Source organism: Stenotrophomonas sp. Ker107b, assembly GCF_053847245.1.
Genome location: NZ_JBSPHX010000001.1, coordinates 1,899,040 through 1,923,684 on the forward strand (window position 1 = coordinate 1,899,040; position 24,645 = coordinate 1,923,684).

Annotated in this window: 20 protein-coding genes; 8 read left to right on the forward strand and 12 right to left on the reverse strand. The window is 66.6% G+C overall.

The window, feature by feature from the left end; all coding sequences use genetic code 11:
- Positions 1 to 86 precede the first annotated feature (86 nt).
- From ACWV8V_RS08610 to pgaD, 5 genes are all read left to right on the forward strand, one after another.
- Positions 87 to 1,298, forward strand: a complete 1,212-nt coding sequence (locus ACWV8V_RS08610) for a CynX/NimT family MFS transporter (RefSeq protein WP_259261513.1) — start codon at positions 87 to 89, stop codon at positions 1,296 to 1,298.
- Positions 1,299 to 1,644: 346 nt separating this feature from the next.
- Positions 1,645 to 3,681, forward strand: coding sequence for a poly-beta-1,6 N-acetyl-D-glucosamine export porin PgaA (gene pgaA, locus ACWV8V_RS08615; protein ID WP_455899465.1), 2,037 nt, complete (start codon positions 1,645 to 1,647; stop codon positions 3,679 to 3,681).
- 10 nt (positions 3,682 to 3,691) lie between these two features.
- A complete protein-coding gene (gene pgaB / locus ACWV8V_RS08620) occupies positions 3,692 to 5,587 on the forward strand; it encodes a poly-beta-1,6-N-acetyl-D-glucosamine N-deacetylase PgaB (RefSeq protein WP_455899627.1) in 1,896 nt (631 codons plus the stop codon).
- 7 nt (positions 5,588 to 5,594) lie between these two features.
- Positions 5,595 to 6,842 carry a poly-beta-1,6-N-acetyl-D-glucosamine synthase gene (pgaC, locus tag ACWV8V_RS08625; protein WP_455899466.1) on the forward strand — a complete coding sequence of 416 codons (1,248 nt, stop codon included), beginning with the start codon at positions 5,595 to 5,597 and terminating at the stop codon, positions 6,840 to 6,842.
- Positions 6,839 to 7,315, forward strand: a complete 477-nt coding sequence (gene pgaD, locus ACWV8V_RS08630; RefSeq protein ID WP_123730728.1) for a poly-beta-1,6-N-acetyl-D-glucosamine biosynthesis protein PgaD — start codon at positions 6,839 to 6,841, stop codon at positions 7,313 to 7,315. Before pgaC ends, pgaD begins: the two co-directional genes overlap by 4 nt.
- 32 nt (positions 7,316 to 7,347) lie before the next feature.
- On the opposite strand, the gene ACWV8V_RS08635 is transcribed toward pgaD, so the two are convergent.
- The 11 genes from ACWV8V_RS08635 to ACWV8V_RS08685 all read right to left on the reverse strand — a co-directional run bounded on the left by ACWV8V_RS08635 (position 7,348) and on the right by ACWV8V_RS08685 (position 18,929).
- A complete protein-coding gene (locus ACWV8V_RS08635; protein WP_455899467.1) occupies positions 7,348 to 8,610 on the reverse strand; it encodes a glutamate-5-semialdehyde dehydrogenase in 1,263 nt (420 codons plus the stop codon).
- A 35-nt stretch (positions 8,611 to 8,645) separates the two neighbouring features.
- Positions 8,646 to 9,794, reverse strand: a complete 1,149-nt coding sequence (proB, locus tag ACWV8V_RS08640; RefSeq protein ID WP_259261509.1) for a glutamate 5-kinase — start codon at positions 9,792 to 9,794, stop codon at positions 8,646 to 8,648.
- Between the two features lie 13 nt (positions 9,795 to 9,807).
- Complete coding sequence (locus ACWV8V_RS08645; RefSeq protein ID WP_455899468.1) at positions 9,808 to 10,068, reverse strand: YciI family protein; 261 nt, start codon at positions 10,066 to 10,068, stop codon at positions 9,808 to 9,810.
- 69 nt (positions 10,069 to 10,137) lie between these two features.
- Entirely contained in the window at positions 10,138 to 11,433 is a 1,296-nt protein-coding gene (gene argH, locus ACWV8V_RS08650; protein ID WP_455899469.1) for an argininosuccinate lyase, read from the reverse strand.
- 75 nt (positions 11,434 to 11,508) lie between these two features.
- Complete coding sequence (argC, locus tag ACWV8V_RS08655; protein WP_455899470.1) at positions 11,509 to 12,462, reverse strand: N-acetyl-gamma-glutamyl-phosphate reductase; 954 nt, start codon at positions 12,460 to 12,462, stop codon at positions 11,509 to 11,511.
- Complete coding sequence (locus ACWV8V_RS08660; protein WP_455899471.1) at positions 12,459 to 13,058, reverse strand: GNAT family N-acetyltransferase; 600 nt, start codon at positions 13,056 to 13,058, stop codon at positions 12,459 to 12,461. Before ACWV8V_RS08660 ends, argC begins: the two co-directional genes overlap by 4 nt.
- A gap of 5 nt (positions 13,059 to 13,063) precedes the next feature.
- Positions 13,064 to 14,389, reverse strand: coding sequence for an acetylglutamate kinase (locus ACWV8V_RS08665; RefSeq protein WP_455899472.1), 1,326 nt, complete (start codon positions 14,387 to 14,389; stop codon positions 13,064 to 13,066).
- Between the two features lie 73 nt (positions 14,390 to 14,462).
- A complete protein-coding gene (locus ACWV8V_RS08670) occupies positions 14,463 to 15,551 on the reverse strand; it encodes an acetylornithine deacetylase (protein ID WP_259261504.1) in 1,089 nt (362 codons plus the stop codon).
- Between the two features lie 148 nt (positions 15,552 to 15,699).
- Complete coding sequence (locus ACWV8V_RS08675; protein ID WP_123730720.1) at positions 15,700 to 16,893, reverse strand: argininosuccinate synthase; 1,194 nt, start codon at positions 16,891 to 16,893, stop codon at positions 15,700 to 15,702.
- 92 nt (positions 16,894 to 16,985) lie between these two features.
- On the reverse strand, positions 16,986 to 17,996 hold the full coding sequence (locus ACWV8V_RS08680; protein WP_123730719.1) for an N-acetylornithine carbamoyltransferase: 1,011 nt from the start codon (positions 17,994 to 17,996) through the stop codon (positions 16,986 to 16,988).
- Between the two features lie 360 nt (positions 17,997 to 18,356).
- Positions 18,357 to 18,929, reverse strand: coding sequence for a hypothetical protein (locus ACWV8V_RS08685; RefSeq protein ID WP_123730718.1), 573 nt, complete (start codon positions 18,927 to 18,929; stop codon positions 18,357 to 18,359).
- A 265-nt stretch (positions 18,930 to 19,194) separates the two neighbouring features.
- On the opposite strand from ACWV8V_RS08685, the gene cysS reads away from it, so the two are divergent.
- From cysS to ACWV8V_RS08700, 3 genes are all read left to right on the forward strand, one after another.
- On the forward strand, positions 19,195 to 20,562 hold the full coding sequence (gene cysS, locus ACWV8V_RS08690; RefSeq protein WP_259261502.1) for a cysteine--tRNA ligase: 1,368 nt from the start codon (positions 19,195 to 19,197) through the stop codon (positions 20,560 to 20,562).
- 150 nt (positions 20,563 to 20,712) lie between these two features.
- A complete protein-coding gene (locus tag ACWV8V_RS08695) occupies positions 20,713 to 21,153 on the forward strand; it encodes a SufE family protein (protein ID WP_259261501.1) in 441 nt (146 codons plus the stop codon).
- Positions 21,150 to 22,403: an MFS transporter gene (locus ACWV8V_RS08700; protein ID WP_259261500.1), complete on the forward strand. Its 1,254-nt coding sequence runs from the start codon at positions 21,150 to 21,152 to the stop codon at positions 22,401 to 22,403. Before ACWV8V_RS08695 ends, ACWV8V_RS08700 begins: the two co-directional genes overlap by 4 nt.
- Before the next feature lie 985 nt (positions 22,404 to 23,388).
- Here the strand turns inward: ACWV8V_RS08700 and dksA are convergent.
- A complete protein-coding gene (gene dksA / locus ACWV8V_RS08705) occupies positions 23,389 to 24,426 on the reverse strand; it encodes an RNA polymerase-binding protein DksA (protein WP_455899628.1) in 1,038 nt (345 codons plus the stop codon).
- Positions 24,427 to 24,645 lie beyond the last annotated feature (219 nt).

Sequence of the window (24,645 nt, forward strand, 5' to 3'; positions counted from 1 at the left end):
CCCGCAGATGCCGGCCGCTGGCCGGTCTCTGCCGTTGCACCCGCATGCCTGAGGCTGCGGTGCGCTACCTGTCCGGAAACATGCTGATGACTCACCCCACCTCCCCCTCCCAGTCCCTGTTGCACGGGCGCCTGCTGGCATTTGCCGCGATTCTGCTGGCCGCCCTGAACCTGCGCACTGCGGTCACCTCGCTGACTCCGCTGTTGGATGTGCTCGGCCAGACCTTCGGCTTCGGCACCACCATGACCGGCGTGCTCGGCATGCTGCCGACGGCCGCCTTCGCGCTGTTCGGGGTGACCACCCCGGCCGTGGCGCGCCGCCTGGGCCTGGAGCGCACCGCCCTGCTGGCGATGAGCCTGGCGACCGTGGGCCTGCTGCTGCGCTCGATGGCCGGCGGCGTAGGCAGCCTGCTGTTCGGCTCGGTGGTGGCACTGGCCGGCATGGGCATCGGCAACGTGGTCGTACCGCCGCTGGTGAAGCGTTACTTCGCCAACCGCGTGGGCACCATGAGCACGCTTTACATCACCGTGCTGCAGATCGGCACGATGATGCCGGCCCTGCTGGCGGTACCCGTCGCGCAGCAGGCGGGCTGGCGCGTATCGCTGGGCATCTGGGCACTGATGTCGCTGGCGGCGGCGCTGCCGTGGCTCATGCTCTCCCGCGCCCGCCCGCATCCGGACACGATCAGCGCCGCCAACGATCCTGCCAGCGCGCCGCACGGGAAGGTCTGGAAGACGCCGCTGGCGTGGGGCATGACCCTGATGTTCGGCATGACCTCGTTGATGACCTATTCGATGTTCACCTGGTTGCCGCGCATCGTGGTCGAAGCCGGTGCCACGCCGGCCTTCGGCGGCATCATGGTCGCCATCTTCGCCGCGTGCGGCCTGCTGCCGTCGCTGACCATGCCGGCCCTGGCCGTGCGTCTGCGCAATCCCTTCCCGCTGGTGCTGATCGGTTTCAGTGCCTTCCTGATCGCTTTCGCCGGCCTGCTGTACGCACCGATGAAGGCTCCCTGGCTGTGGGCGGTACTGCTTGGCATCGGCCCGTCCACCTTCCCGTTGGCGTTGACCCTGATCAACCTGCGCACGCGTACGCCGGCCGGCTCGGCCGCGTTGTCCGGCTTCATGCAGGGCGTGGGCTATGCCTTCAGCTGCCTGGGGCCGTTCCTGTTCGGCTGGCTGCATGCGGTCAGCGGTGGCTGGCACCTGCCGTTCGGCTTCCTGGTGCTGTGCGCGGTGGTGCTGCTCAGCGCCTCCTGGGTCGCCTGCAAACCGCAGAAGCTCGAAGACCAGTGGTGATCGCCCCGGCGCGTCCATCTACACGCGCTGTGCGCAACTGCTGACGTAGCGTGTCGCTAACTGACCCGATGCCAGACATCGGGCAGTGTTCGGAGCCCCTGGTACCGCCAGGTGGCTGAACAGCTTCATGGCGACGGAGTGCGCTTTCCCATGTTGGCGACATGGTCTGAATCTGTAGCAATTCAATGACTTGCCCCTCTCCTCCGGGTTCCGCCCGGGGGCTGATCGGCCGTACCCGGCCCATAACGATTTGGCAATAACTGCGCAGTCAGGCACGATTGGCATGTGATGTGCGTCACACTTTTGACGCAACACACCTTTGAAAGGATGCTCCAAGGGGGGTTCCATGTACGACCATCGGCCGCTGGCGCTCTGCGTCGGCCTGGCATGCGCGACACTCGCTTTTTCCGCTCCGGCGGCCGCTGCAGCCACTGCGCGGGACACCGCATTGGCCGAGATCGGCCAGTTCCGGGACCACGCCCAATGGCTGGATGCACTGGCGGCGATCGAGCGGGCACGGGTCCAGTCGCCCGACGACGAACTGCTGTATCGCCTGCAGGTGCTGACCCTGGCGGATATCGGCAACGCGCACCGCGCCTGGCAGCTGTACCTGGCGCGCCCCACCCTGTTCGATGCCGCACAAAAAGAACGGCTGGAAGGCAATTACCTGGCCAAGCTGGTGGGCTGGAGCCTGGCCTATGGCCCCAGCGAGGACACCCGCCTGGATGAAGCCGATGCCGCGCTGGTGCAGATGCAGCAGTACCTCGAACGCGATGGCACTACCGTGCAGCAGGCGCCGCTGCGGATCCGCTATGACCGGCTGATCCTGCTCAACCGGCTGGGCCGCCATGCACAGGTGCGCGAGGAGTACCGCACGCTGCTCGCCGAGGGCCACCCGGTGCCGAACTATCTGCTGGCCGCCGTCGGCGATTCGCTGATGGCCACGCAGCATCCGGCCGAGGCGATCCCGGTGCTGGAAGCCGCGCTCAAAGCCGATCCGTCGCTGCCGCAGGCGCGCTCGGAACTGGCCTATGCGTATCTGGAAGACGAGCAGGCCGACACCGCGATCGCTCTGCTGAAGAAGTGGCAGGCCGATGAGCCCGCGTGGCGCTGGGCGAACGGTGCCAAGGCACCCTATGCGAACTGGCCGCGCTACGAGGCCGACCTCAACCTGGCCATGGTGCGTGCCTACAGTGGCGACCTGCCCACCGCCCAGCGCGATCTGGAGAAGATGGTCGAGATCGGCCCGGGCAACACCGGCACGCAGTCGTCGCTCGGCAACATCTACCTGATGCGTGGCTGGCCGCGACGGGCGCTGGAGCGCTACAGCATGGCCAACACGCTGGACCCGCGCGACGTACCGGCGCGTCTCGGTCAGTACGATGCCTACCTGCAGCTGCAACGCGATGACCTGGCGCGGCCGGTTCGTGACACCCTGCTCGCCGCCTATCCGAACCAGCCCTCCGTGCAACGCATGGACCGCAGCTGGCGTGCGCACCGTGGCTGGCAATGGCATGCCTACGCCGAAGGTGGGCGCAGCTCGGGCGGTGGCGGTGCATCGCCGCTGGGCAACGATGACGGCCGCTACGGCGTGGAAGTGCAGTCCCCGGTGCTGGACGACCGCTGGCGCCTGGTCGCGTTCGCCGATCGGCGCAGCGTGGATTTCCAGGACCAGACCATCGACCCGTTGCGGATCGGTGCGGGGACGCGCTACCGCTACGGCCGCGCCGATGCCGAAGCCTTCGTCAACCGCGCCAACGACCACGTCGGCGATACCGGCCTCAGCGCCGGGTTCGGCTGGCAGTTCAGCGATCAATGGCATGCCGGCATCACTGCCGCACGCAATGACCCGGATGCCTCGATGCAGGCACGCGTCTCCGGCATCACGGCCGACAGCATCGCACTGGCGGCCGACTATCGCCGCGACGAGCGCACCCACTGGAGCGTGGGGGCCAGCCAGTTCCGCTACGACGACGGCAACCGTCGCGATACCGTCAGCACCGCCATCGAGCAGCGCCTGTTGACCCGGCCGACGGTGTTCCTGGACGGTCTGGGCAGCGTGTATGCCAGCCGCGGCAGCCGCGATGACGTGCCCTATTTCAATCCCACCGAGGATCACTCGGTGGAGGTCGGCCTGCACGTGGACCAGCAGTTGTGGCGCCACTACGAGCGCCACTTCCGGCATCGCCTGACCGTCTCCGTGGGCCAGTACTGGCAGCAGGGCTATGGCAGCGCGATCGTGCCCTCGGCCGAGTACCGCCACGAGTGGCAGCTCGGCGAAGGCCGCATTTTCGAGTACGGCATCCGCTGGTCGCGACCGGTCTATGACGGACAGCGTGAACGACACATCGGCTTGGATGCCGGCCTGCGGTGGGGAGAATGACATGCGGCACATGGACTTGAAGCGCTGGACCCGCTGGCTGTTGCTGGCCCTGCTCACCGCGGTGCTGCCGGCACAGGCACAGCAACCACCGGCCGTACTTGATGCCGCCGACAACGGGCTGCTGGTGCTCAGCTACCACGACATCCGCGACGAGGTCGCCGCCCGCGGCGACCCGGACGCGTATGCCGTGAGCACGCAGAACTTCGCCGCACACCTGGACTGGCTGTCCGCGCATGGGTATCACCCGGTGTCGCTGTCGCAGCTGATCACCGCCTCGAAGGGCGGCACGCCGCTGCCCCCCAAGCCGGTACTGCTGACCTTCGATGACGGCCTGCGCAGCGTGTACAGCAAGGTCTTCCCGCTGCTGCGCGCCTACAACTATCCGGCGCTGGTCGCGGTGATCACCGACTACGTGGACATGCCGGCCGGGCGTCAGATCGACTACGGCTACCGCCCCTTCACCCGCGATGATTTCCTGACCTGGGCGCAGCTGCGCGAGATGCAGAAGAGCGGGCTGATCGAACTGGCCAGCCACACCGACAACCTGCACCATGGCGTGCAGTCCAATCCGCAGGGCAACTCCACCCCGGCGGTGATCACCCGGACCTACGATCCGGCGCGCAGGACCTATGAAACCGCGGCCGAGTACGAAGCCCGCCTGCGCGCCGACCTGGGCCGCAGCGTGGAACGCATCCAGCGCAATGTCGGCGTCAGCCCCAAGGCGATCGTGTGGCCGTACGCGGCCTACAACGCGCTGAGCAACGACATCGCCGAGCAGCTGGGCATGCCGGTCTCGTTCGATCTGGAAGGCCGCAGCACGCCGGTCAAGCGTGATCTGCACGGTCTGGCCCGGTTGCTGGTGACCAACAACCCGACCGTGGTGCAGCTGGCCTACGAGCTGCGCCGCGATGTCGAGCGCGATGGCATGCGGGCGCTGCAGATCGACCTGGATGCGGTCTACGATGCCGACCCGGTGCAACAGGGCAAGAACCTGGATGCGCTGATCGACCGGGTCAAGAAGATCGGCCCGACCCACGTCTTCCTGCAGGCCTTCGCCGATCCGGATGGCAACGGCTCGGCCGATGCGTTGTACTTCCCCAACCGCCATCTGCCGATGCGTGCGGACCTGTTCAACCGCGTGGCGTGGCAGCTCAAGACGCGCGCCGGAGTGAAGGTGTTCGCGTGGCTGCCGGTGCTGGGCTACGAGCTCAAGGACCCGGCCATCCGCAAGGCGCTGGCCATCGAGAGCCCGGAAAGCGACGGCATCTTCCGGCTGGATTTCACCCGGCCTGAGGTCCGCAAGATCATCGATGACATCTACGAAGACCTGGCGATCAACTCGTACTTCGAGGGCCTGCTCTTCCACGATGACGCCTACCTGCGCGACACCGAGCTGACCCAGCTTCCGCAGGAAGGCGATGACGGTGCACGTACCCAGGCCCTGATCGACTTCACCCTGGAGCTGCGCACCGCCGCGCAGCGCTGGCGGCCGAAGCTGGGCACCGTGCGCAACCTGTATGCCCAGCCCGTGCTGGAACCGCAGAGCGCGAGTTGGTTCGCCCAGCGCCTGGACCTGTTCAACAAGGCCTACGACCACACCGCTTTGATGGCGATGCCGTGGATGGAAGGCAGCCGCAGCCCGGAACGCTGGCTGGACCGGCTGGTGGTGGCGGTGAAGCAACACGATCCGCAGTTGTCGCAGACGATGTTCGAGCTGCAGACGCTGGACTGGCGCACCGGTAAGCCGATCCCCGGCGACCGCCTGCGCGCGCAGATCCGCCGTCTACAGGCGCAGGGCGTGCGTCATTTCGCCTGGTATCCGGATGACTTCATCGCCGGACGTCCCTCCACGTATGACGCGCGCGCGGCCATGTCGGCCCGCAGCTTCCCGTACGAGGAAAAGTGAGGTCGCCATGCATCCTCTTCTCTATATCCTGTTCCAGTTCGCCTTCTTCTACCCGATGGTGATGGCCTTCTTCTGGATGTCCGGCGGCCTGTATTACTTCTTCCGGCGCGAACGCAAGGCACGCGACCGCGATGATCCGCCGCCGATGGACGAGTACCCGTTCGCGTCGATCCTGATTCCCTGCCATAACGAGGCGGAGAACCTGGACGACACGCTCGGCTCGGCGCTCAAGCAGAACTACCCGGATTTCGAAGTGATCGCCATCAACGATGGCAGCAGCGACGACACCGGCGCGCGCCTGGATGCCCTGGCCGCCCTGCACCCGCGGCTGCGGGTGGTACACCTGGACCGCAACCTGGGCAAAGCCAATGCGCTGCGCATGGGCGCGCTCGCCGCACGCTCGGAGTTCCTGGTGTGCATCGATGGCGATGCGATGCTGGAGGAATACGCCACGCACTGGATGGTCTGGCACCTGACCTCCGGCCCGCGCGTGGGTGCGGTGACCGGCAACCCGCGCATCCGCAACCGCTCCACCCTGCTGGGCCGGCTGCAGGTGGCCGAGTTCTCCTCGATCATCGGCATGATCAAACGCGCGCAACGGGTGTACGGGCGCATCTTCACCATCTCCGGCGTGATCGCCGCATTCCGTCGCACCGCGCTGCACCGGATCGGCTACTGGGCCGATGACATGGTGACCGAAGACATCGACATCAGCTGGCGCCTGCAGCTGGATCATTGGGACATCCGCTACGAACCCAACGCGCTGTGTTTCATCCTGATGCCGGAAACGCTGAAGGGGCTGTGGCGACAGCGCCTGCGCTGGGCGCAAGGCGGCGTGGAAGTGCTGCTGCGGCATGGCGGCTCGCTGTTCCACTGGCGCAAGCGGCGGATGTGGGGCGTGCTGCTGGAGTACATCCTCAGCGTGCTCTGGGCGTACACGATGCTGGCCATCATCGTGCTATGGGCGCTGGGCAAGTTCATGGCGCTGCCACCGGAGCTGTACATCGCCACGCTGCTGCCGCAGTGGCATGGCGTGATCCTGGCCCTGGTCTGTCTGCTGCAGTTCGCCAGCAGCCTGATCATCGACCGCCGTTACGAAACGCATATTGGACGTAATTACGTCTGGGTGATCTGGTACCCGATGGCGTACTGGCTCATCAGTCTGTTCACGACCCTGGTGGCGTTCCCCAAGACGATCTTCAAACGTCGTGGCAAGCGCGCGGTCTGGGTCAGTCCTGACCGGGGTATCCGATGAACACTGTCAAATCCACCCGCCGCTTCGACTCGCGGCTGATCCAGAAACCACGCAAGCAGCCGCGGCTGCAGCGTACCGCCTGGGGCTTTGTGACCATCGCCTTCTGGGCGTTCTACTTCTACCTGTGGGCGCCGCTGGTGACGCTGGTCTCCTGGCTGCTGGGCGGGCAGATGGCCTGGACGCAACTGTATGAGCAGAAGCAGACGGTCGATCCGTTCGTGGTGATCGCATTGCCGGTGATGCTGGTCTGCTGCGCGGCGCTGCTGATCGCCTGGGCCGAGTACAACCGCATGCGGTTTTCGGGCAAGGAACGTCGGCTGCCACATGACGATGTGACCCGCGAAGAAATGGCGCATGACCTTGGCGCGAGTGCCGGCGTGGCGGCCTCGCTGGCTGACGGCAAGGCCGTGACCCTGCACATGGATGACCACGCGCGGCCGGTGCGGGTGACCGCGCAGGCGCTGGCCGGCTGAGGGGGGTGCCGGCCGCTGGCCGGCATGACCCACTACGTGCGCGTCTGGCCTTCGCCGCGGACGACGAAGCGCTCCACGGTGAGCGCTTCCAGTCCCATCGGGCCGTAGGCATGCAGGCGGGTGGTGGAGATGCCGATCTCCGCACCCAGGCCGAGCTCGCCACCATCGGAGAAACGCGAGGAGGCGTTCACCATCACCACCGCCGAACGCAACGCGTGCACGAAGCGCTCGGCCGCCGCGGCATCCTCGGTCGCGATCACTTCGGTGTGGTCCGAGCTGTACTGCTGGATATGCGCGAGGGCGTCCTCCAGGTCATCCACCACGCGCACGGCGATGATCAGATCCAGATACTCGGCGGCGTAATCATCGTCGCTGGCCGCCTCGGCGTCGGGCAGCCAGTGGCGTGCCGCCGCATCGGCGCGTAGCTGCACGCCACGCTCGGCCAGCGCTTTCGCCGCCAGGGGCAGGAAGGTCGGCGCGAGGTCGGCATGGACCAGCAGTGTCTCCAGCGAGTTGCAGGCCGACGGCCGGCTGCACTTGCCGTCCACCAGCAGGCGCAGCGCCAGTGCTGGATCAGCGGCGCGGTCTACGTACAGATGGCAGACGCCCTTGTAATGCTTGATCACCGGTACGCGGGCATGCTCGGCCACGAAGCGGATCAGCCCCTCCCCGCCGCGCGGAATCGCCAGATCGATCAGGTCGTTGAGCTGCAGCAGCGCCAGCATGGTCTCGCGGCGCAGATCCTCGACCAGCGTCAACGCCGCATCGGCAATGCCGGCCTCGCGCAGCGCGCGCTTGAGCGAGGCGGCAATCGCGGTATTGGAGTGGATCGCCTCCGAGCCGCCGCGCAGGATCACCCCGTTGCCGGCCTTGATGCACAGCGCGGCGGCATCGGCGGTCACGTTCGGGCGCGCCTCGTAGATCATCGCGATGACGCCCAGCGGCACGCGCACCTTCTGCACGCGGATGCCATTGGGGCGCACATCATCGCGGGTCACCTGGCCGACCGGATCGGGCAACGCGGCGACCTCACGCAGCGCGGCGGCGATGCCGGCCAGGCGCTGCGGGTTCAAGGCCAGGCGATCCAGCATCGCCGTGCCGACGCCCTTCTCCGTGGCCGCCGCAAGATCGCGGGCGTTGGCGGCGAGAATCGCATCGGTATCCGCGTCGAGCGCGGCGGCCATCGCTTCGAGCAGCTCGGCCTTGGCGGCGGAGGACAGCTGCGCGAGTTGCTGGGCAGCCTCGCGGCAGGCCAGCGCCTGGGTGCGGATGTCGGTAGTGGAGCTGGCGACCATCTCAATATCCTTGGAAAAACACGGTGGAGACGCGATCACAACAGCACCAGATCGTCACGGTGGATGACGTTGCCACCGTAGTTGTAGCCGAGCACGCTTTCGATGTCGCGCGAGTGGCGCCCGGCGACGCGGCGGATGTCGCTGGCCGAGTACTGGCTGACGCCACGGGCCAGGCAGACCTCGCCGGCCTCGGTGCGTTGCCGGATCTCGATCATGTCGCCACGGCGGAAGTCCCCCTCCGCGCCGACCACGCCGCCGGGCAGCAGCGAGGCGCCCTTGCCACGCAGCGCATCGGCCGCGCCGCTATCGACCAGGATCGCGCCCGGTTCCAGCGGTGCGTGCCGCAGCCAGTACTTGCGCGCGGCCACGCGGGTCTGCGCGGCGTGGATGCGGGTGCCGAAGAGGCGGCCCTGGCTGAGCGCGCGCACCACCTCGGCGCTGCGCCCGTTGAACAGGCAGGTCTCGATGCCGACACGCCCGGCCTTGGCCGCGGCCTCCAGCTTGGTATGCATGCCGCCGGTGCCCGCGCCGCTGCCGGCCCCCCCGGCCATCGCCAGCACCTCGACGGTTAATTCGGGCACATCGTGGATCGGCCGTGCCTGCGGATCACGCCGCGGATCGGCGCTGTACAGGCCGTCGATATCGGTGGCGATGAACAGTACATCGGCGTCGATCAGCGCAGCGACGGTCGCGGCCAGATTGTCGTTGTCGCCGAGCTTGAGCTCATCCACCGAGACGGTGTCGTTCTCGTTGACCACCGGCAGCGCGCCCAGCCGCAGCAGTTCGTTGAGCGTGGCGCGGGCATTGAGATAGCGGCGGCGGTTGCGCAGGTCGTCATGGGTCAGCAGCACCTGCGCCACCGGACGTTCGAAGAAGCGCTGCCACAACCCGATCAGCTGCGCCTGGCCGAGGGCGGCCAGTGCCTGCCGCGCGGCCATCGCTGCCCCGGCTTCCAGCGCGCGCGGCACGATCGCCCGGCCCGCCGCCACCGCGCCGGAGGACACGATCACCACTTCACGCCCGGCCAGGACATTGGCCGAGACGAACTGGGCCAGACCCAGCGCGTGGCGCGGCGAGAGACCGCCGCCGTCAGCGGCCAGCAGGCTGCTGCCCACTTTGAGGACGGCACGTTTCCACTGCGGAACGGCTTGTTCGGTGAACGGCGAAGGCACGGACTGGTTCATGTGATCGGCGCGCTCAGCGCGTGCTCCATTCGTGGATGCGGGCAGTGGCACTGCCCTGCACCAGCAGCGGATCAGTGTCGACCAGCGCCTGCGCGGCGGCCAGGTCGGCAATATCCTGCAGCACGTAGGCACCACCGCTCTTGTCGGTGAAACCCCCGGTCAGCAGCAGCTGCCCGCGGGCCCGCACCTCATCGAGAAAGCGCACGTGCTCGGCACCCACGTCATCGCGGAAGTCCGGGGTGCGGGTGACCATCACCAGATAACAGGTTTTCATGTGAGTCCTTTTCCCGGGCGCACCCGGCAAGACGTTACAAAAACGGCGGCCTCGCGGCCGCCGTCGTGATTACACCAGTGCGGCCCAGCGGGCGCGCAGTTCATCCAGCCGCAGGTCGGCCGCCGCGCCGGGCGACACGCGCGCGGCCAGGCTGCCTTCGGGGGTACGCCCCTGCCCGGCCGTATCCGCCGCCGCGGCAGCGGCCTTGTAGGCCTCGCGGAACGGCACACCGGCCACCGCCGCTTCCACGGCGACATCAGTGGCGTACATGCCCGAGTCGATCGCCGCACGCAGCTTGTCGCCGCGCCATTCCAGGTTGGCCAGCAGCGCCGGCAGCAGTTCCAGCGCGGCCAGACCGCGGCCGAAGCCATGGAAGATCGCGCCCTTGCTGCTCTGCAGATCGCGGTGATAGCCCGACGGCAGCGACAGCAGCTGCTCGATCTCGGTGCGGGCCGCGGCCACGCTGGCGTGGGTGGCACGCATCAGTTCGATCACGTCCGGGTTGCGCTTGTTCGGCATGATCGAACTGCCGGTGGTGTACTGCGCCGGCAGCGCGACGAAGCCGAACTCGCCGCTGGTGAACAGCGACAGGTCCCACGCGATGCGGCGCAGATCCAGCGTGGCGCCGCCAAGCGCTTCCAGGGCGGCCAGCTCGAACTTGCCGCGCGAGAGCTGCGCGTAGATCGGCGAGATCTGCATCCGTGCGAAACCGAGTGCCTCGGTGGTGTGCGCGCGGTCCAGCGGCAGGTTCACGCCATAACCGGCGGCCGTGCCGAGCGGGTTGGCATCGACCAGGTTGAAGGTGTCATGCGCGCGGATCGCGTTGTCGATGAAGGCCTCGGCCCAGCCCGCCCACCACATGCCCGCCGAGGACACCACGGCGCGCTGGATGTGGGTGTAGCCCGGCACCGGCAGGTCTTTTTCGGCCTCGGCGCGATCCAGCGCGACCTTGGCGATCTCGCGGCTCAGCTCGGCCACGCGCAGCAGCTTGTCCTTCAGCCACAGCCGGGTCGCCACCAGGATCTGATCGTTGCGGCTGCGGCCGGTGTGGATCTTGCGGCCGGCATCGCCGAGGCGCTCGGTCAGGCGCGCTTCGATCGCCGAGTGGCAATCCTCGAAGCGCTCGTCCAGTACGAATGTGCCACTGCGGAAATCCTCGGCCAGCACATCCAGCTCGCGCTGCAGGCCGATGCGCTCGTCGTTGCCGAGGATGCCGATGTTCTCCAGGCCCTGCGCATGCGCCTTGCTGGCCGCCACGTCGTACAGGAAGAACTCGCGGTCCAGGATCACATCATCGCCGGCCAGGAAGGTCTGGATCTTGGCGTCTACCGCCACGCCGGGCTTCTGCCACAGAAGGTCTGCCATGTCTTGCTCCGTAGGCGGATTCGCTCCGCCGGGTTGTCAGGGCGCGCGCAGGGGGCCGCGCTGCGCCGTGGGAATTCAGTGCGGGATGGAGGCCAGTTCGTCCAGGCCCAGCGCCAGGTTGAGGTTCTGCATCGCCTGGGTGGCCGCGCCCTTGAGCAGGTTGTCCAGAGTCGCCACCACCACCACGCGCTTGCCGCCCGGGGCCACGTCGAAGCCGCCGATCTGCACACCATGGCGGCCCGCAATCTGGCTCACCCATGGCGCTTCGTCGATCACGTCGACCAACGCTTCGTTGGCGTAGTACTTCTGATAGAGCGCGATCACGTCCTCGCGCGTGACCACCGTGTTGAGCCACAGGTTCACGGTCATGGTGATGCCGCGGAAGTGCGGCGCCACATGCGGCATGAACTCGACCGGCACGCGCAGGTGCGCGGTCACTTCGCGCTCGTGCACATGGTTGGTCAGCGCATACGGCATCAGGTTGTCGCGCAGCAGTTCGGGATTGTTCTTGTCCGAGGGCGTGGTGCCCGCGCCGGAGTAACCAGAGACACCGAAGCACTGCGGCGGGCCGGCCAGCTGCTGCAGCAGCGGGCTGATCGCCAGCTGCATCGCGGTGGCGTAGCAGCCCGGGTTGCTGATGTGCTTCTGGCCCAGGTAATCGCCCCGGGTCAGCTCCGGCAGGCCGTAGTACCAGCTCGGCTCAAAGCGCTTATCGGCCGACAGATCCACGATCACCGTGTCCGGCCTGGCCGCATCCAGCGCGGCCACGAACGGCGCGGACAGGCCATTGGGCAACGCCAGGATCACGGCATCCATGCCCTTGGCGGCGACCGCGTCCGCATCCAGGTTCTCGAACTGCAGTTCACCGTGCCAGTCGCTGTGGTGATCGCTCACCCGCTGGCCGGCCAGTTCGCGCGAGGACACGAAGCCCAGCTGCAGGTGCGGGTGGGCGGCGATCAGCTTGATCAGCTCGGCACCGGTGTGGCCGCGGGCGCCGACGATGCCGACAGTGAAGGTCTTGGTGCTCATGCGTGTGCGTCCAGGCGGTGCTGCAGGTGGCGTTTCACCCCCTGCCATTCCGCATCGATGATGGAGAAGATGACCGTATCGCGCGGGGTGCCATCCGGGTGGCGCTTGTGGTTGCGCAGCACGCCGTCCTGCTTGGCCCCCAACCGCGCGATCGCGGTACGCGAGGTGAGGTTGAACCAGCTGGTCTCGAACACCACGCTCAGGCACTCCAGCCGCTCGAAGGCGTGGGTGAGCAGCATCAGCTTGGTTTCGGTGTTGATGCCGGTGCGTTGGGCGGCCTCGCCATACCAGGTGTAGCCGATGCTCAGGCGCGGCACCTCGGCGTCCAGATCGTAGTAGCGGGTGGTGCCGACCACTTCATCGGCCTCGTTGAGGACCACGAACGGCAACACCTTGCCCTCGGCCTGCGCCTGCAGCGCGGCCTGGACATAGGCCGTCATGGTCTTCGCACTCGGCACCTGGGTGTACCAGAGCTTGGACAAGGTGCCATCCCCCAGTGCACCGCGCAGGCCATCGATGTGCGCCATCTGCAGCGGCTCCAGCCGGGCATGTGTGCCGGCCAGTGTGGGGACCTTGGTCCAATCGGCGAGATTCATGAGGTTCAGACCTCCAGGCTGGGGGTGCGAGCGGCGCAATGCTCGACGTACGCTTTGATGCGGTCGAAGCCATCGGCGCCGAACCAGAACACTTTCCAGTGGCCTTGCTTGTAGCAGCCATCGGATTGCGCGTAGTAGAAGTGATTGATCGGGTTGCCGTTGCGCGAGCGCCAGAACAGCTGCGGGGTTTCGTCCAGCATGACATTCCAGACCGCGCGGCCCAGGCCTTCGCCCTGCGCATCGTCGAGCACCGCGAACTTGTCCAGGTAGACGCCTTCGGGCTCGTCGGTGAGGATCACTGCGGTGCGATAGTTCTCGCTCACGTAGGCGCGCAGCAGCTTGGTCTTCTGGAAATAATCCGGCACCAGGGTACGGCCGAAGCTGGATTCGATCAGCTGCTTCAGGCGCGGCAGATCGAGCGCATCCCACGCGGTGGCACGCAGCACTTTCTCGCCCTTGCGCACCAGCGTGCCGGAGCCCTTGTGGGTGAACAGTTCCTTGGCCAGGTCCGCCGGCCGCGTGATCGACACCGACGATTCCAGCGGCAGCCGATCCAGCAGGTCCTTGATCTGTTCGATCTTGACCCGCATGCCGCCATGGATCCACGGCTGCTGCATCAGCTGGTCGTACTCGGTGGAGAGGTTGATCGAGTCGATCACCTTGCCCTCTTCATCGAGCAGGCCGCCGGTACCGGTCAGGAAGATGATCTTGTAGGGCTGCAGCTCCTGCACCAGCTCATTGGCGGCGAAGTCGGCGTTGACGTTGAGGATCTGCCCGCAGCGGGTTTCGCCCAGGCTGGTGATCACCGGGATCGAGCCGGCACGCAGGCTGGCTTCGATCGGAGCCAGGTTGACCTTCTTGACCTCACCGACCAGGCCGTAGGTGTCCTGGTCCAGGTACTCGGCTTCGAACACGCCGCCGGTGATCGAGGTTGCGCGCGCACCGTTCTGCTGCAGCGCTTCGACCAGCTGCAGATTGGAGGCCTGGAACACCCGGCGGACGATCGCCAGGCCTTCGGCCGAGGTCACGCGCAGGCCGTTGACGGTCTGCTTCTCGATGCCGGCCGCCGACAGTTCGGCGTCCAGCTGCGGGCCGGCGCCATGCAGCACGATCGGGGTCAGGCCGACTTCCTGCAGGAACGACAGCGAGGAGGTCAGCGCCTCCAGGTCATCGCGCAGCACCGCGCCGCCGACTTTGACCACGGCGAAGCGCTTGGCGTCCAGCTGCGAGAAACGCTTGAGGTACTGGCTGATCTCCTTCGCGCTGGCCATGCTCGAGAGCAGGCGCACGATGGTCTGACGGGTCTGGCGGTGGGGCTGGGAAGAAGGCATTTCGATATCGTCGCAGGCGGCCGGGGCCGCGATGGGAGTTCCGTCAGTGGGGGACCACAACGGCGTCATTCGATCAGGCGCCGTGCGCAATGATGCGGTGCACGGACGCGGCGTAACGCTGCAGCTGCTCCAGCGTCACGAACTCATCGGCAGTGTGGGCCTGGGCGATGTCGCCCGGGCCGTACACCAGCGTGGTGTAACCCCCGGCCGAGAACAGCGAGGCCTCGGTCCAGAAATCCACTGCGTTGCCGATCGGGATGTCCAGCGCATCGGCCACGTCACGCGCAGCCAGACGGCGGTTTTCTGCTTCGGCAATATCGCCGGCCGGGAAGCTGGGCCCGCGGAAGGTCTCGGTGAACACCGCGGCCTCCGGTTCGGCGAAACCGGCAAAGGTGGCCAGCAGCGCATCGATATCCATCGACGGCAGCGGGCGGAAGCCGAAGCGCACCTCGGCGGCGGGCGCGATCATGTTGGCCTTGATGCCGCCTTCCACGCGCCCGATGTTGAAGCGCAGGCCGGTCAGCCCACCAAAGCGCGCATGCGACAACGACTCGACATGGTCCAACGCGCGGTTGCCCCAGCGCATCGCCTGATGCAGTGCGCTGGCGGCCGCATCCTGCTTGCCCGAGGCATGCCCGGCGCGGCCCTTGAACTGCATCAGCACCGAGCTGATGCCACGGTGCGCGAGTACCGCTTCGCTCATCGTCGGCTCGGCCACCAGCACCGCTTCATACGCAATGCCGCGGGCGAGGAAGGCGGCGATGCAGCGCGGGTCGTTGGCCTCCTCGTCGCTGGAGAACAGAAACGCGGCGTCGCCATCGCTGGCGTTCGCAGCCGCCACCAACGCAGCCGCGGCGCCCTTGATGTCACACACGCCCAGTCCGATCACGCGGTCCTCGGCGCGCCGCATCACGTGCGGGTCGGCCGTCCAATGCGGCGAATCCGGCACGGTATCCAGGTGCACGTTGAACAGGTACTTCGGGGCGCCACGCACCGCATACAGGCTGACTGCACCGTCGCCATGGTCGATCACTTCCACATTGAACCCGGGCAGGTTCGCACGCAGGTAATCGAAGATGCCGCCGGTGGTGATCGCACGCGGCGGATTGCGCGTGTCGAAGGACACAAGCTGCTGCAGGTGATCGAGTGTCTGTTCAAGCATGAATCAACAATCCTGTGGAATTCCGCCGGGCATGACCAGGCGCTACCGGAATGCGTCTGGTGGAGAGCCCCCTTGGTGTTCAAGGGGGCGCGCCAACGGCGCGGGGTTGAGGAAGAATGCGCGGGAGACGCGCGCGCAATTCAATCGCTCAGCGATTGACTTGCGCGTAAAGCGTCGAGCTCATGCCGAACAGCTTGATGAAGCCTTCGGCTTCTTCCACGCCCCAGTCCGCCGACTGCGCATAGGTGGCGCCCTTGGCGTTGAGCAGGTGCGGCGACTTCACGGCCACGGCATCCACACGGCCACCGCGGGTTTCCAGCACGACTTCGCCGTTGACCTTGGTCTGCGAGGACTTCAGGAAGGCCTCGATGTCGGTCTTGAGCGGGTCGTGGTAGAAGCCTTCGTACACCAGCTCCACCCACTTGCGCGCCACGTCCGGCTTGAAGCGGTTCTGCTGCTTGGTCAGCACCGCATCTTCCAGCGCGCGGTGCGCGGCCAGCAGCGAGACCAGGCCCGGCGCTTCGAACACGATGCGGCCCTTCAGGCCGATCACGGTGTCACCGGTGTAGACGCCACGGCCAACGCCGTACGGGGCGAACAGCTTGTTGAGCTTGGCCAGGATCTGCTCACCGGGCAGCGCTTTGCCGTCCAGCTCGACGGCTTCGCCTTCGACGAACTTCAGGGTGACGGTGAGCGGCTCGACCGGCCATTCGCTGCGCGGCGCGCACCAGCCGCGGGCACCCTCACCCGGCGCTTCCCAACGGTCGATCTCGCCGCCGGACATGGTCAGGCCGAGCAGGTTCTCGTTGATGGTGTAGGCCTGCTGCTTGGCACGCACGCCGAAGCCACGCTCTTCCAGGTACTTCTGCTCGTAAGCGCGGGTCTGGGTGTGTTCCTTCTGGATTTCGCGGATCGGCGCGACGATCTGGTAGTCGCCCAATGCCTTCACGGCCAGATCGAAACGGACCTGGTCGTTGCCCATGCCGGTGCAGCCGTGGGCAATGATGTTGGTGCCCAGTTCGGCGGCGCGCTTGAGCGCGGCATCCACGATCAGGTAGCGATCGGAGACCAGCAGCGGGTACTGGCCCTGGTAGCCTTCGCCGGCCCACACGAACGGCTTGACGAAGCCACTCCAGATCGCCGGGCCACCATCGACGGTGACATGGGTGGTGACGCCCAGCTCGGCGGCACGCTGCTCGATGAAATCGCGCTCTTCGTCATCCACGCCGCCGGTATCGGCGAACACGGTGTGCACGTTGTAGCCGCGCTCCTGCAGGTAGGGCACGCAGAAGCTGGTGTCGAGTCCGCCGGAGAAGGCCAGGACGATGTCTTTCTTGCTCATGGGGGTCAGGTCCAATTGGAAATGCGGTATTGATTGGGTTCTGGAGCCGGTAGAGCCACGCCGTGCGTGGCTGCACCGTTGGATTCGTTCGATCAGCGGCCGATCAGCGCCGACATGATCGCCTTCTGCACATGCAGGCGGTTTTCGGCTTCGTCGATCGCGATGCACTGCGCCGAATCCATCACGCCGTCGGTCGCCTTCACGTTGCGGCGCAGCGGCAGGCAGTGGCTGAAGACACCGTTGTTGGTGAGCGCCATCTTGGCTTCGTCGACGATGAAGTGCTTGTACTGGTCGCGGATCGGCTTCTCAGGCTCCCAGTTGCCGAAGAACGGCAGCGCGCCCCAGCTCTTGGCGTACACCACGTCCGCACCGGCGTAGGCGCTGGCGATGTCATGGCTGACCTGCAGCGAACCGCCGCTCTCGGCGACGTTCTGCTCGGCCCAGCCCATGTAGCGCTCATCCAGGATGTAATCCGGGGTCGGGCACAGCAGGGTCACGTCCATGCCCATGCGGGTGGCGATGGTCAGCGCCGAGTTGGCCACGGCGGTGTTCAGCGGCTTGGGGTGATAGGTCCAGGTCAGCACGTACTTCTTGCCGCGCAGGTCCTGCGTACCGAAATGTTCCTGCAGCGCCATCACGTGGGCCAGCTCCTGGCACGGGTGGGTGATGGTTTCCATGTTGATCACCGGCACCGGCGAGTACTTGGCGAAGCTCTTGAGCACTTCGTCTTCGCGGTCCTTGGTCCAGTCGATGAACTTCGGGAAGGCACGCACGCCGATCAGGTCCACATAGCGGCCCAGCACCTTGGCTACTTCGGCGATGTGCTCCTCGGTGTCCCCGTCCATCACCGAGCCCAGGTTGAACTCGATCGGCCAGGCGTCTTTGCCCGGCTGCAGCACGATCGCGTGGCCACCCAGCTGGAACGCGCCCAGCTCGAAGCTGGTGCGGGTACGCATGGAGGGGTTGAAGAACACCAGGGCAATCGACTTGCCCTTGAGCTCGTCGCCCAGTTTGTTGCGCTTGAACAACGCGGCCTGGGTCAACAGGGCATCCAGGTCGGTGCGGCTCCAGTCCTGGGTGTTCAGGAAGTGCTTCAGGGACATCGATCGATCCTTTGCGGCTGGTTTTCCACCGTTTCCGGCGGAGGTTGGGGGCGCCGGGGCGCGTTCAGGGCTCAACAAAACGTATACAGATGAAACTTTTCAGATCGTAGAAACGAAAAAACCCAGCGCGGGGGCTGGGTTTTCCGAACAGACAGCACGAAGCTCCGGTTACCCAGCGAAAATGTGGGGTTCCGGTCGGCGGGCACGCGACGTCATGCCCGTAGCCATACGGGCGGCGCTGGTGTCGTGCTGGAAGTCGGTGAGTTTCATGGCCGCCCATCTTTGCATGCACCCGGGGTGGGTGCAAGGCCTGAATGGAAATTCAGGTTGAAGGCGTCGCCCGCGAGGCGACGGAAGGAGTCACGGGTTGGCGCCACCGGCCTGCTCGTTGCCCACCCAAGGGGTGATCGAGACCCGGATCTTGAGCCGGTTGCCCGGGTCTTCCGGCAGGCGGGAGCGGTACTTGGTGCCCTTGTAGACGTAGTCCACGTCGTAGGCGATCGGGCGGCGGAACTCGCGGCCGACCGGGATGATCTTGCAATCGCGGGTCAGCAGCGGCCCGGTGTTGGCCGGCGGCTTCTCGACCACGACGGTCTCCTGATAGGCGCTCTCGTCGGTACTGCCATCCTCCCGGCGGAAGATCGAGCGCACCGAATCCATGAAGCGGCCGAAGCGGCCCTTGTCTTCCTGCGGCTCCTCGCCGGTGACGTTGACCGGTGCCAGGGTACGGGTGGAGACCGGCTCGCAGTGTTCCTCGGTGCGCGTCGCCCGCAGGGTCTGGAAGATGGGCTCCACGTTGAGCACCTGGGCGTAGTCGAACTTCACGTTCTCCACGATCACGACCCGGTTGCGCACCTCACTGTCCTGGGCGCACGCCCCGAAGGCGGCACTTCCGAGCACGCAGACCAGCGTCAACAACGAAGCGGATTTCATTGGCAACAGGGAAAAGGACAAGGGGGATAGTGTAGGCAGTGGCAGGCACAAGGGGCTGAACATTACCCGTCCGTGACGTTTCTGCCCATAGTCCGGACCGGCCCGCCGGCCGGAAGCCCGCAACGGCGGGCCTGTTGCCCCGAGCGCCACAGGTGTACCGGTGTCGTTTCAGTCAGATACCCGCCGACAGTCCCGCCCCGGCCACATCCCCCCAAAGCCCCCGACACGTTCTAAAATCGACCGCTTACCCCCGCCCCAGACCCTCATGACCCTGCGCCTGCACAACAACCTGACACGCCAGCTCGAACCGTTCACCCCGCTCGATCCGACCTGTCCGACCCTGTATGTGTGTGGCCCCACGGTCTACAACTACGTCCACATCGGCAATGCCCGTGGGCCGGTGGTGTTCGGGGTCCTGGCCGATCTGCTGCGACGCCGCTTCGGTGGCCTGCGCTATGCCCGCAACATCACCGACGTGGATGACAAGATCAACACGGCCGCACGCGAGCAGCACGTTCCGATCAGCACCATCACCGACCGCTTCGCCGCCGCCTACCGCGAGGACATGGCCGCGCTGGGCGTGGTGCCGCCGGATATCGAGCCGGAAGCCACCGCGCACATCCCGCACATCGTCACCATGATCGAGCAGCTGATCACCAACGGGCACGCCTATGCGGCCGAAGGCCACGTGCTGTTCTCGGTGAGCTCCTACGCCGACTACGGCAAGCTCTCGCGCCGTGACCCGGACGAGATGCTGGCCGGTGCGCGCGTGGATGTCGCCCCGTACAAGCGCGACCCGGGCGATTTCGTGCTGTGGAAGCCGTCCAGCGACGATCTGCCGGGCTGGGCATCGCCCTGGGGCCGTGGCCGCCCGGGCTGGCACATCGAGTGCTCGGCGATGGCCGCCGCGCACCTGGGGCCGACCATCGATATCCATGCCGGCGGCGTGGACCTGCAGTTCCCGCACCACGAGAACGAGATCGCCCAGAGCGAGTGCGCGCATGGCGGGCAGACCTTCGCCCGGTTCTGGCTGCACAACGGCATGCTCAACTTCGGCGGCGCCAAGATGAGCAAGTCGATCGGCAACATCGAGCGCGTGCATGATCTGGTCCGCCAGCATGCCCCCGAGGCGCTGCGCTATGCGCTGCTGTCGGCCCACTACCGGCAGCCGCTGGACTGGTCCGATGCGCTGATCGAGCAGTCGGTGCGCACCCTGGACCGGCTGTACGGCACCCTGCGCGGTCTGGTCGAGGTGGACGCCGCTGCGGTGATTCCGACCGAGATCGAGGCCGCGCTGGATGACGACCTCAATACGCCGCAGGCGCTGGCCGAGCTGGCCCGTATCGCCGGTGAGGCACGCAAGGCTGCCGACGCCGACAAGGCGCACTGGAAGTCCGCGCTGCTCGGTGCCGGCCTGGCACTGGGCCTGCTGCAGCAGGATCCCGCAGCCTGGTTTGGCACCGCAGGCGGCAACGACGACGATGCGGCCATCCAGGGCCTGATCGACGAACGCGCCGCTGCCAAGCAGGCCCGCGACTTCGCCCGCGCCGATGCGATCCGCGACCAGTTGGCCGCCGAGGGCATCGTGCTGGAAGACACCGCCCAAGGCGTGCGCTGGTCGCGCAAGCGCTGACAGACCGCCCGGCTGACCGTCGGGCGCTACCCGACACCGCCCGATCCCCTGGGCGTTGCCATGACATCGCCCCGGCCACGGACGGCCGGGCTGCCTCCCCCCGCAACTGCACGGTCACCCACGGACGGCGAACACCGACCCGGAGCCCCCATGACCCCCACCTCCCCGTTCCCGCTCGAGCCCACCGCTGCTGACGCCCAGGCCGCCATCGCCGAGGAATTCGCCTTCTTCGGTGACTGGTCCGAGCGCTACCAGTACCTGATCGACCTCGGCCGCAAGCTGCCCACCTTCCCGGAGGAATGGAAGACCGAGGAGCACCGCCTGCTCGGCTGCCAGTCCATGGTCTGGATCGTGCCGGACGGCAATGCCGAGGCGCTGCGCTTCCACGCGATCAGTGATTCGGCGATCGTCTCCGGGCTGATCTACCTGGCCCTGCGCGTCTACTCGGGCCGTTCGGCGGCCGAGATCCTGGCCACCGAGCCGAGCTACATCCAGGACATCGGGCTGTCGCGCCACCTGTCGCCGACCCGCAGCAACGGCGTCGCGGCGATGCTGGCCTTCATCCGCGACACCGCCCAAGCGCAGTCGTGACGCTCTCCGCCGATCCGCAGGAGCCGGACAGCGCCCTGCAGCTGCTGGCCCGCCCGGGCTTTTCGCTGGTGCTGGCGTACCGCATCTTCGCGATGCTCTCCTACCAGATCGTTGCGGTGACGGTCGGCTGGCATATCTACGAAGTCACCCGCAATCCGTTCTCGCTGGGCCTGGTCGGCCTGGCCGAGGTGCTCCCGTTCTTCTGCGTGGCGCCGTTCGCCGGCTATCTGGTGGACCACCTGCCCCGCCGCCGGCTGGGCATGGTCGCGTGCAGCGGGCTGGTGATGACCGCATTGGTGCTGACCGCGGTCGCCCAGGGCTGGCTGCCGTTCCACGGGGTGTGGCCGATCTATGCGGCGATCGCACTGACCGGCATGGTCCGCGCGTTCCTCTCGCCGATCTACAACGCACTGTTCGCCCGCGTGCTGGAGCGCACGCAGTACGCGCGTGGCGCGGGACTGGGCGCAGTGGTGTTCCAGACCGGCATGGTGGTCGGCCCGGCACTGGGCGGCGCACTGGTGGCGTGGGGCGGCAAGGGCGTGGCCTATGGCGTGGCGGTGGGCGTGTCGCTGATCGCGCTGGGCTGCCTGGCGGCACTGCGGGTGTCCGAGCCGGTGCACACGGGTCCGGCGGCGCCGATCTTCAAGAGCATCGCCGAGGGCGGCCGGTTCGTGCTGGGCAACAAGATCATGGTCGGGGCGATGGCGCTGGACATGTTTTCGGTGTTGCTCGGCGGCGTGGTAGCGATGCTGCCGGCCTTCCTGCACGAGATCCTGCATCACGGCCCGGAGGGGCTGGGGGTGCTGCGCGCGGCGCCGGCGCTGGGCTCGGTGTGCGTGGGGCTGTGGTTGGCGCGTCGGCCGCTGCAGCGCAATGCGGGGCGTGTGCTGTTGTTCGCGGTGGCCGGCTTTGGTCTGTGCGTGATCGGGTTCGGGCTGTCGTCGAATTTCTGGCTGTCGGCGGCGATCCTGTTGTTCTACGGTGCGTTCGACGGTGTGTCGGTGGTGGTGCGTTCGACGATTCTGCAGTTGGCGACGCCGGAGGAGATGCGTGGTCGGGTGTCGTCGATCAATGGCATTTTCATCAGTTCGTCGAATGAGCTGGGTGCGTTCTATGCGGGCACGATGGCGAAGCTGTTGGGGCTGGTCCCGGCGGTGGTGCTGGGTGGCTTTGCGGTGTTGAGCGTGGCGGGCATTACGGCCTGGAAGAATCCGACGCTGCGGCGGTTGAATCTGCGCGATCTGCATTGACGGATTTCCTGCCTGGCTGATCGGCTGCCCGGTTGGTTGGCCGCTCGGCCGTTTGGCCGTTTGGCTGGCGCTGCGCGGTTGGGTTTCCGGGGCTGCGAGTCGGCGCCTGCTTATGCCTGGGGTTGGGCGGCCGGGCACCGCAGTGCAGGACCCGCCGTGAACCCATCCATGGGGGCTCGTAGTGCGGCTTGCTCGTGCGTGCAATCCTGCACGCACGGCAAGGCCGGGGTTGGGCGTCCTGCCCAACCCGTCCGGCGCATGCGCCGGACCCATGCCGCACACGGTCCTTCACTGCGCTACCCGTCCACCCATGGACAGTGGGTTGCTTGCGCGGAATCAACAGCGAAAAGCGAACGGCAAACAGCAGATAGCGGACGTCTCACGGCTTATCACTCACGGCGTGCAGCGCCGGTTGATGGCTGTTGGCTGTTGGCTGTTGGCTGTTAGCTGTTGGCTGTTGGCTGTCAGCGCTTGGCTTTGGCTGTTAGCTGTTAGCTGCTGGCTTACGGCTTACGGCTTCGGCTTCCCTTCCGGGTGCCAGCGTATTGCGAATTACGAATTGCGCAATTCTCGGCGCGCCCGCCTCGCCGGTAGATTCACGCCATGCGTGGATATCGCGCGCACCGCTGCACAAGCATCCAGACCAGCGCGGTACCCAGGCAACCTTGGCGACTGACTCACAGCGTGTCGGAAGCGGGAGTCCAGGCTCTTCCTGCCGCCCACCCATGAACCTGTCGGGAGTGGGTCGGGTAGCCCGGTCCGGGACCGTGTGCGGCATGGATGCCGCACTACGAGCCCCCATGGATGGGTTTACGGCGGGTCCCGGACCGGGCTGCCCGACCCACTCGGGCACCAGACAGCAAGGCGCCAACGCCCTTCGCGACCAACCCGAACCAACCCGAACCAACCCGAACCAAAAACAGACAGCCAAAAAAAACCCGGCCGAAGCCGGGTTTTTCGTAGAACAGCACAACCAACAGCGCGATCAGTCGCCCTGCTGCTTCTGCAGATGCTCCCAACGCTCCTGCGCATCGATCGTGCGCTCAGCGGTCAGGCGGGCTTCCAGACGATCCAGGCCAATCTCTTCGCCCGTATCCACACAGAAACCGTAATCGCCATCTTCCAGACGCTTCAGCGTGCTGTTGATCTTGCCGATCAGCTTGCGATAACGATCGCGGGTACGCAGTTCCAGCGAGTTCTCGGTCTCGCGGGTAGCGCGCTCGGCCTCATCGCCGATATCACGCACTTCTTCCTGCAGATTCGCGATGGTCTGCTTGGATTCCTCCACCAGATCATTGCGCCAGTGCTGCAGGCGCTGGCGGAAATACTCCAGCTGCAGCGGGCTCATGTATTCCTCTTCCGCGCTCGGCTTGTAACCGTCGGGCAGGATCGGACGACCGGTGGCTTCGTCAGTCTTGTATTCCACCACCTTGACCTTGGTGCGCGGTGCCGGGGCGGACGAGCGCGCTGCCACGGCAACGGCGACCTTGCCGACCGGACGCGACACGGGCTTGGGGGCGGACTCGGACTTGGCGGGGGTTTTTGCAGGCGATTTCGAAACGGGCACGGGATTCTTGTTTTGCGGGGCCTTGGAGGCGGGGGCCGCTGCGACCGGCGCCGGCGCGGAGGCCGGAGAGGTGACAGGTTTGGCCGCGCTCTTGGCCGGGACAGACTTGGCCGGGGCCGGCGATGCCGGCTTCGGTGCGGACTTCACTACAGGTGCTGCAACCGGCTTGGTGGCCGGCTTGGGTGCCACGGGCTTGCTGGCGGTCTTGCTGGCCTTGGCCGGCGTGGCCGGTGCCTGCTTGACTGCGGACTTCTTCGCCGGTGCCGGCTTGGCCGCCGGTTTGGCGACAGCAGGCGTCACGGTCTTCTTGGCTGCCGTCTTGCTGGCAGCGGCTTTCTTGACAGGCGCCTTGCTCACCGGCTTGCCTGCCGCGCGCTTGGCGGGCGTGGCAACCGGCTTGGCGACCGTCGACTTCTTGGCAACGACCTTCTTGGCGACGGTCTTCTTGGCCACCACCGTCTTGGCAGCAGGCTTCTTGGCGACAGCCTTCTTGACGGCCTTGGCCGGCGACGTGCTGGCCGCCTTTTTAACGGGTGCCGTCCTGGCCGCCGGTTGTTTGGATGCAGGCTTGCCAGCCGGCTTGGCGGCCGGCTTCTTGGCAACGGACTTGGCCGCCAACTTCTTTACAACAGGCTTGGCGGTTTTCTTGGCGGCCTTGACGGCCTTCTTTGCAGT

Excerpts from the sequence above, each read along its gene's own strand:
- ACWV8V_RS08610 (WP_259261513.1), top strand. The coding sequence starts at position 87 with ATGACTCACCCCACCTCCCCCTCCCAGTCCCTGTTGCACGGGCGCCTG.
- pgaA (WP_455899465.1), top strand. The coding sequence starts at position 1,645 with ATGTACGACCATCGGCCGCTGGCGCTCTGCGTCGGCCTGGCATGCGCG.
- pgaB (WP_455899627.1), top strand. The coding sequence starts at position 3,692 with ATGGACTTGAAGCGCTGGACCCGCTGGCTGTTGCTGGCCCTGCTCACC.
- pgaC (WP_455899466.1), top strand. The coding sequence starts at position 5,595 with ATGCATCCTCTTCTCTATATCCTGTTCCAGTTCGCCTTCTTCTACCCG.
- pgaD (WP_123730728.1), top strand. The coding sequence starts at position 6,839 with ATGAACACTGTCAAATCCACCCGCCGCTTCGACTCGCGGCTGATCCAG.
- ACWV8V_RS08635 (WP_455899467.1), bottom strand. The coding sequence starts at position 8,610 with ATGGTCGCCAGCTCCACTACCGACATCCGCACCCAGGCGCTGGCCTGC.
- proB (WP_259261509.1), bottom strand. The coding sequence starts at position 9,794 with ATGAACCAGTCCGTGCCTTCGCCGTTCACCGAACAAGCCGTTCCGCAG.
- ACWV8V_RS08645 (WP_455899468.1), bottom strand. The coding sequence starts at position 10,068 with ATGAAAACCTGTTATCTGGTGATGGTCACCCGCACCCCGGACTTCCGC.
- argH (WP_455899469.1), bottom strand. The coding sequence starts at position 11,433 with ATGGCAGACCTTCTGTGGCAGAAGCCCGGCGTGGCGGTAGACGCCAAG.
- argC (WP_455899470.1), bottom strand. The coding sequence starts at position 12,462 with ATGAGCACCAAGACCTTCACTGTCGGCATCGTCGGCGCCCGCGGCCAC.
- ACWV8V_RS08660 (WP_455899471.1), bottom strand. The coding sequence starts at position 13,058 with ATGAATCTCGCCGATTGGACCAAGGTCCCCACACTGGCCGGCACACAT.
- ACWV8V_RS08665 (WP_455899472.1), bottom strand. The coding sequence starts at position 14,389 with ATGCCTTCTTCCCAGCCCCACCGCCAGACCCGTCAGACCATCGTGCGC.
- ACWV8V_RS08670 (WP_259261504.1), bottom strand. The coding sequence starts at position 15,551 with ATGCTTGAACAGACACTCGATCACCTGCAGCAGCTTGTGTCCTTCGAC.
- ACWV8V_RS08675 (WP_123730720.1), bottom strand. The coding sequence starts at position 16,893 with ATGAGCAAGAAAGACATCGTCCTGGCCTTCTCCGGCGGACTCGACACC.
- ACWV8V_RS08680 (WP_123730719.1), bottom strand. The coding sequence starts at position 17,996 with ATGTCCCTGAAGCACTTCCTGAACACCCAGGACTGGAGCCGCACCGAC.
- ACWV8V_RS08685 (WP_123730718.1), bottom strand. The coding sequence starts at position 18,929 with ATGAAATCCGCTTCGTTGTTGACGCTGGTCTGCGTGCTCGGAAGTGCC.
- cysS (WP_259261502.1), top strand. The coding sequence starts at position 19,195 with ATGACCCTGCGCCTGCACAACAACCTGACACGCCAGCTCGAACCGTTC.
- ACWV8V_RS08695 (WP_259261501.1), top strand. The coding sequence starts at position 20,713 with ATGACCCCCACCTCCCCGTTCCCGCTCGAGCCCACCGCTGCTGACGCC.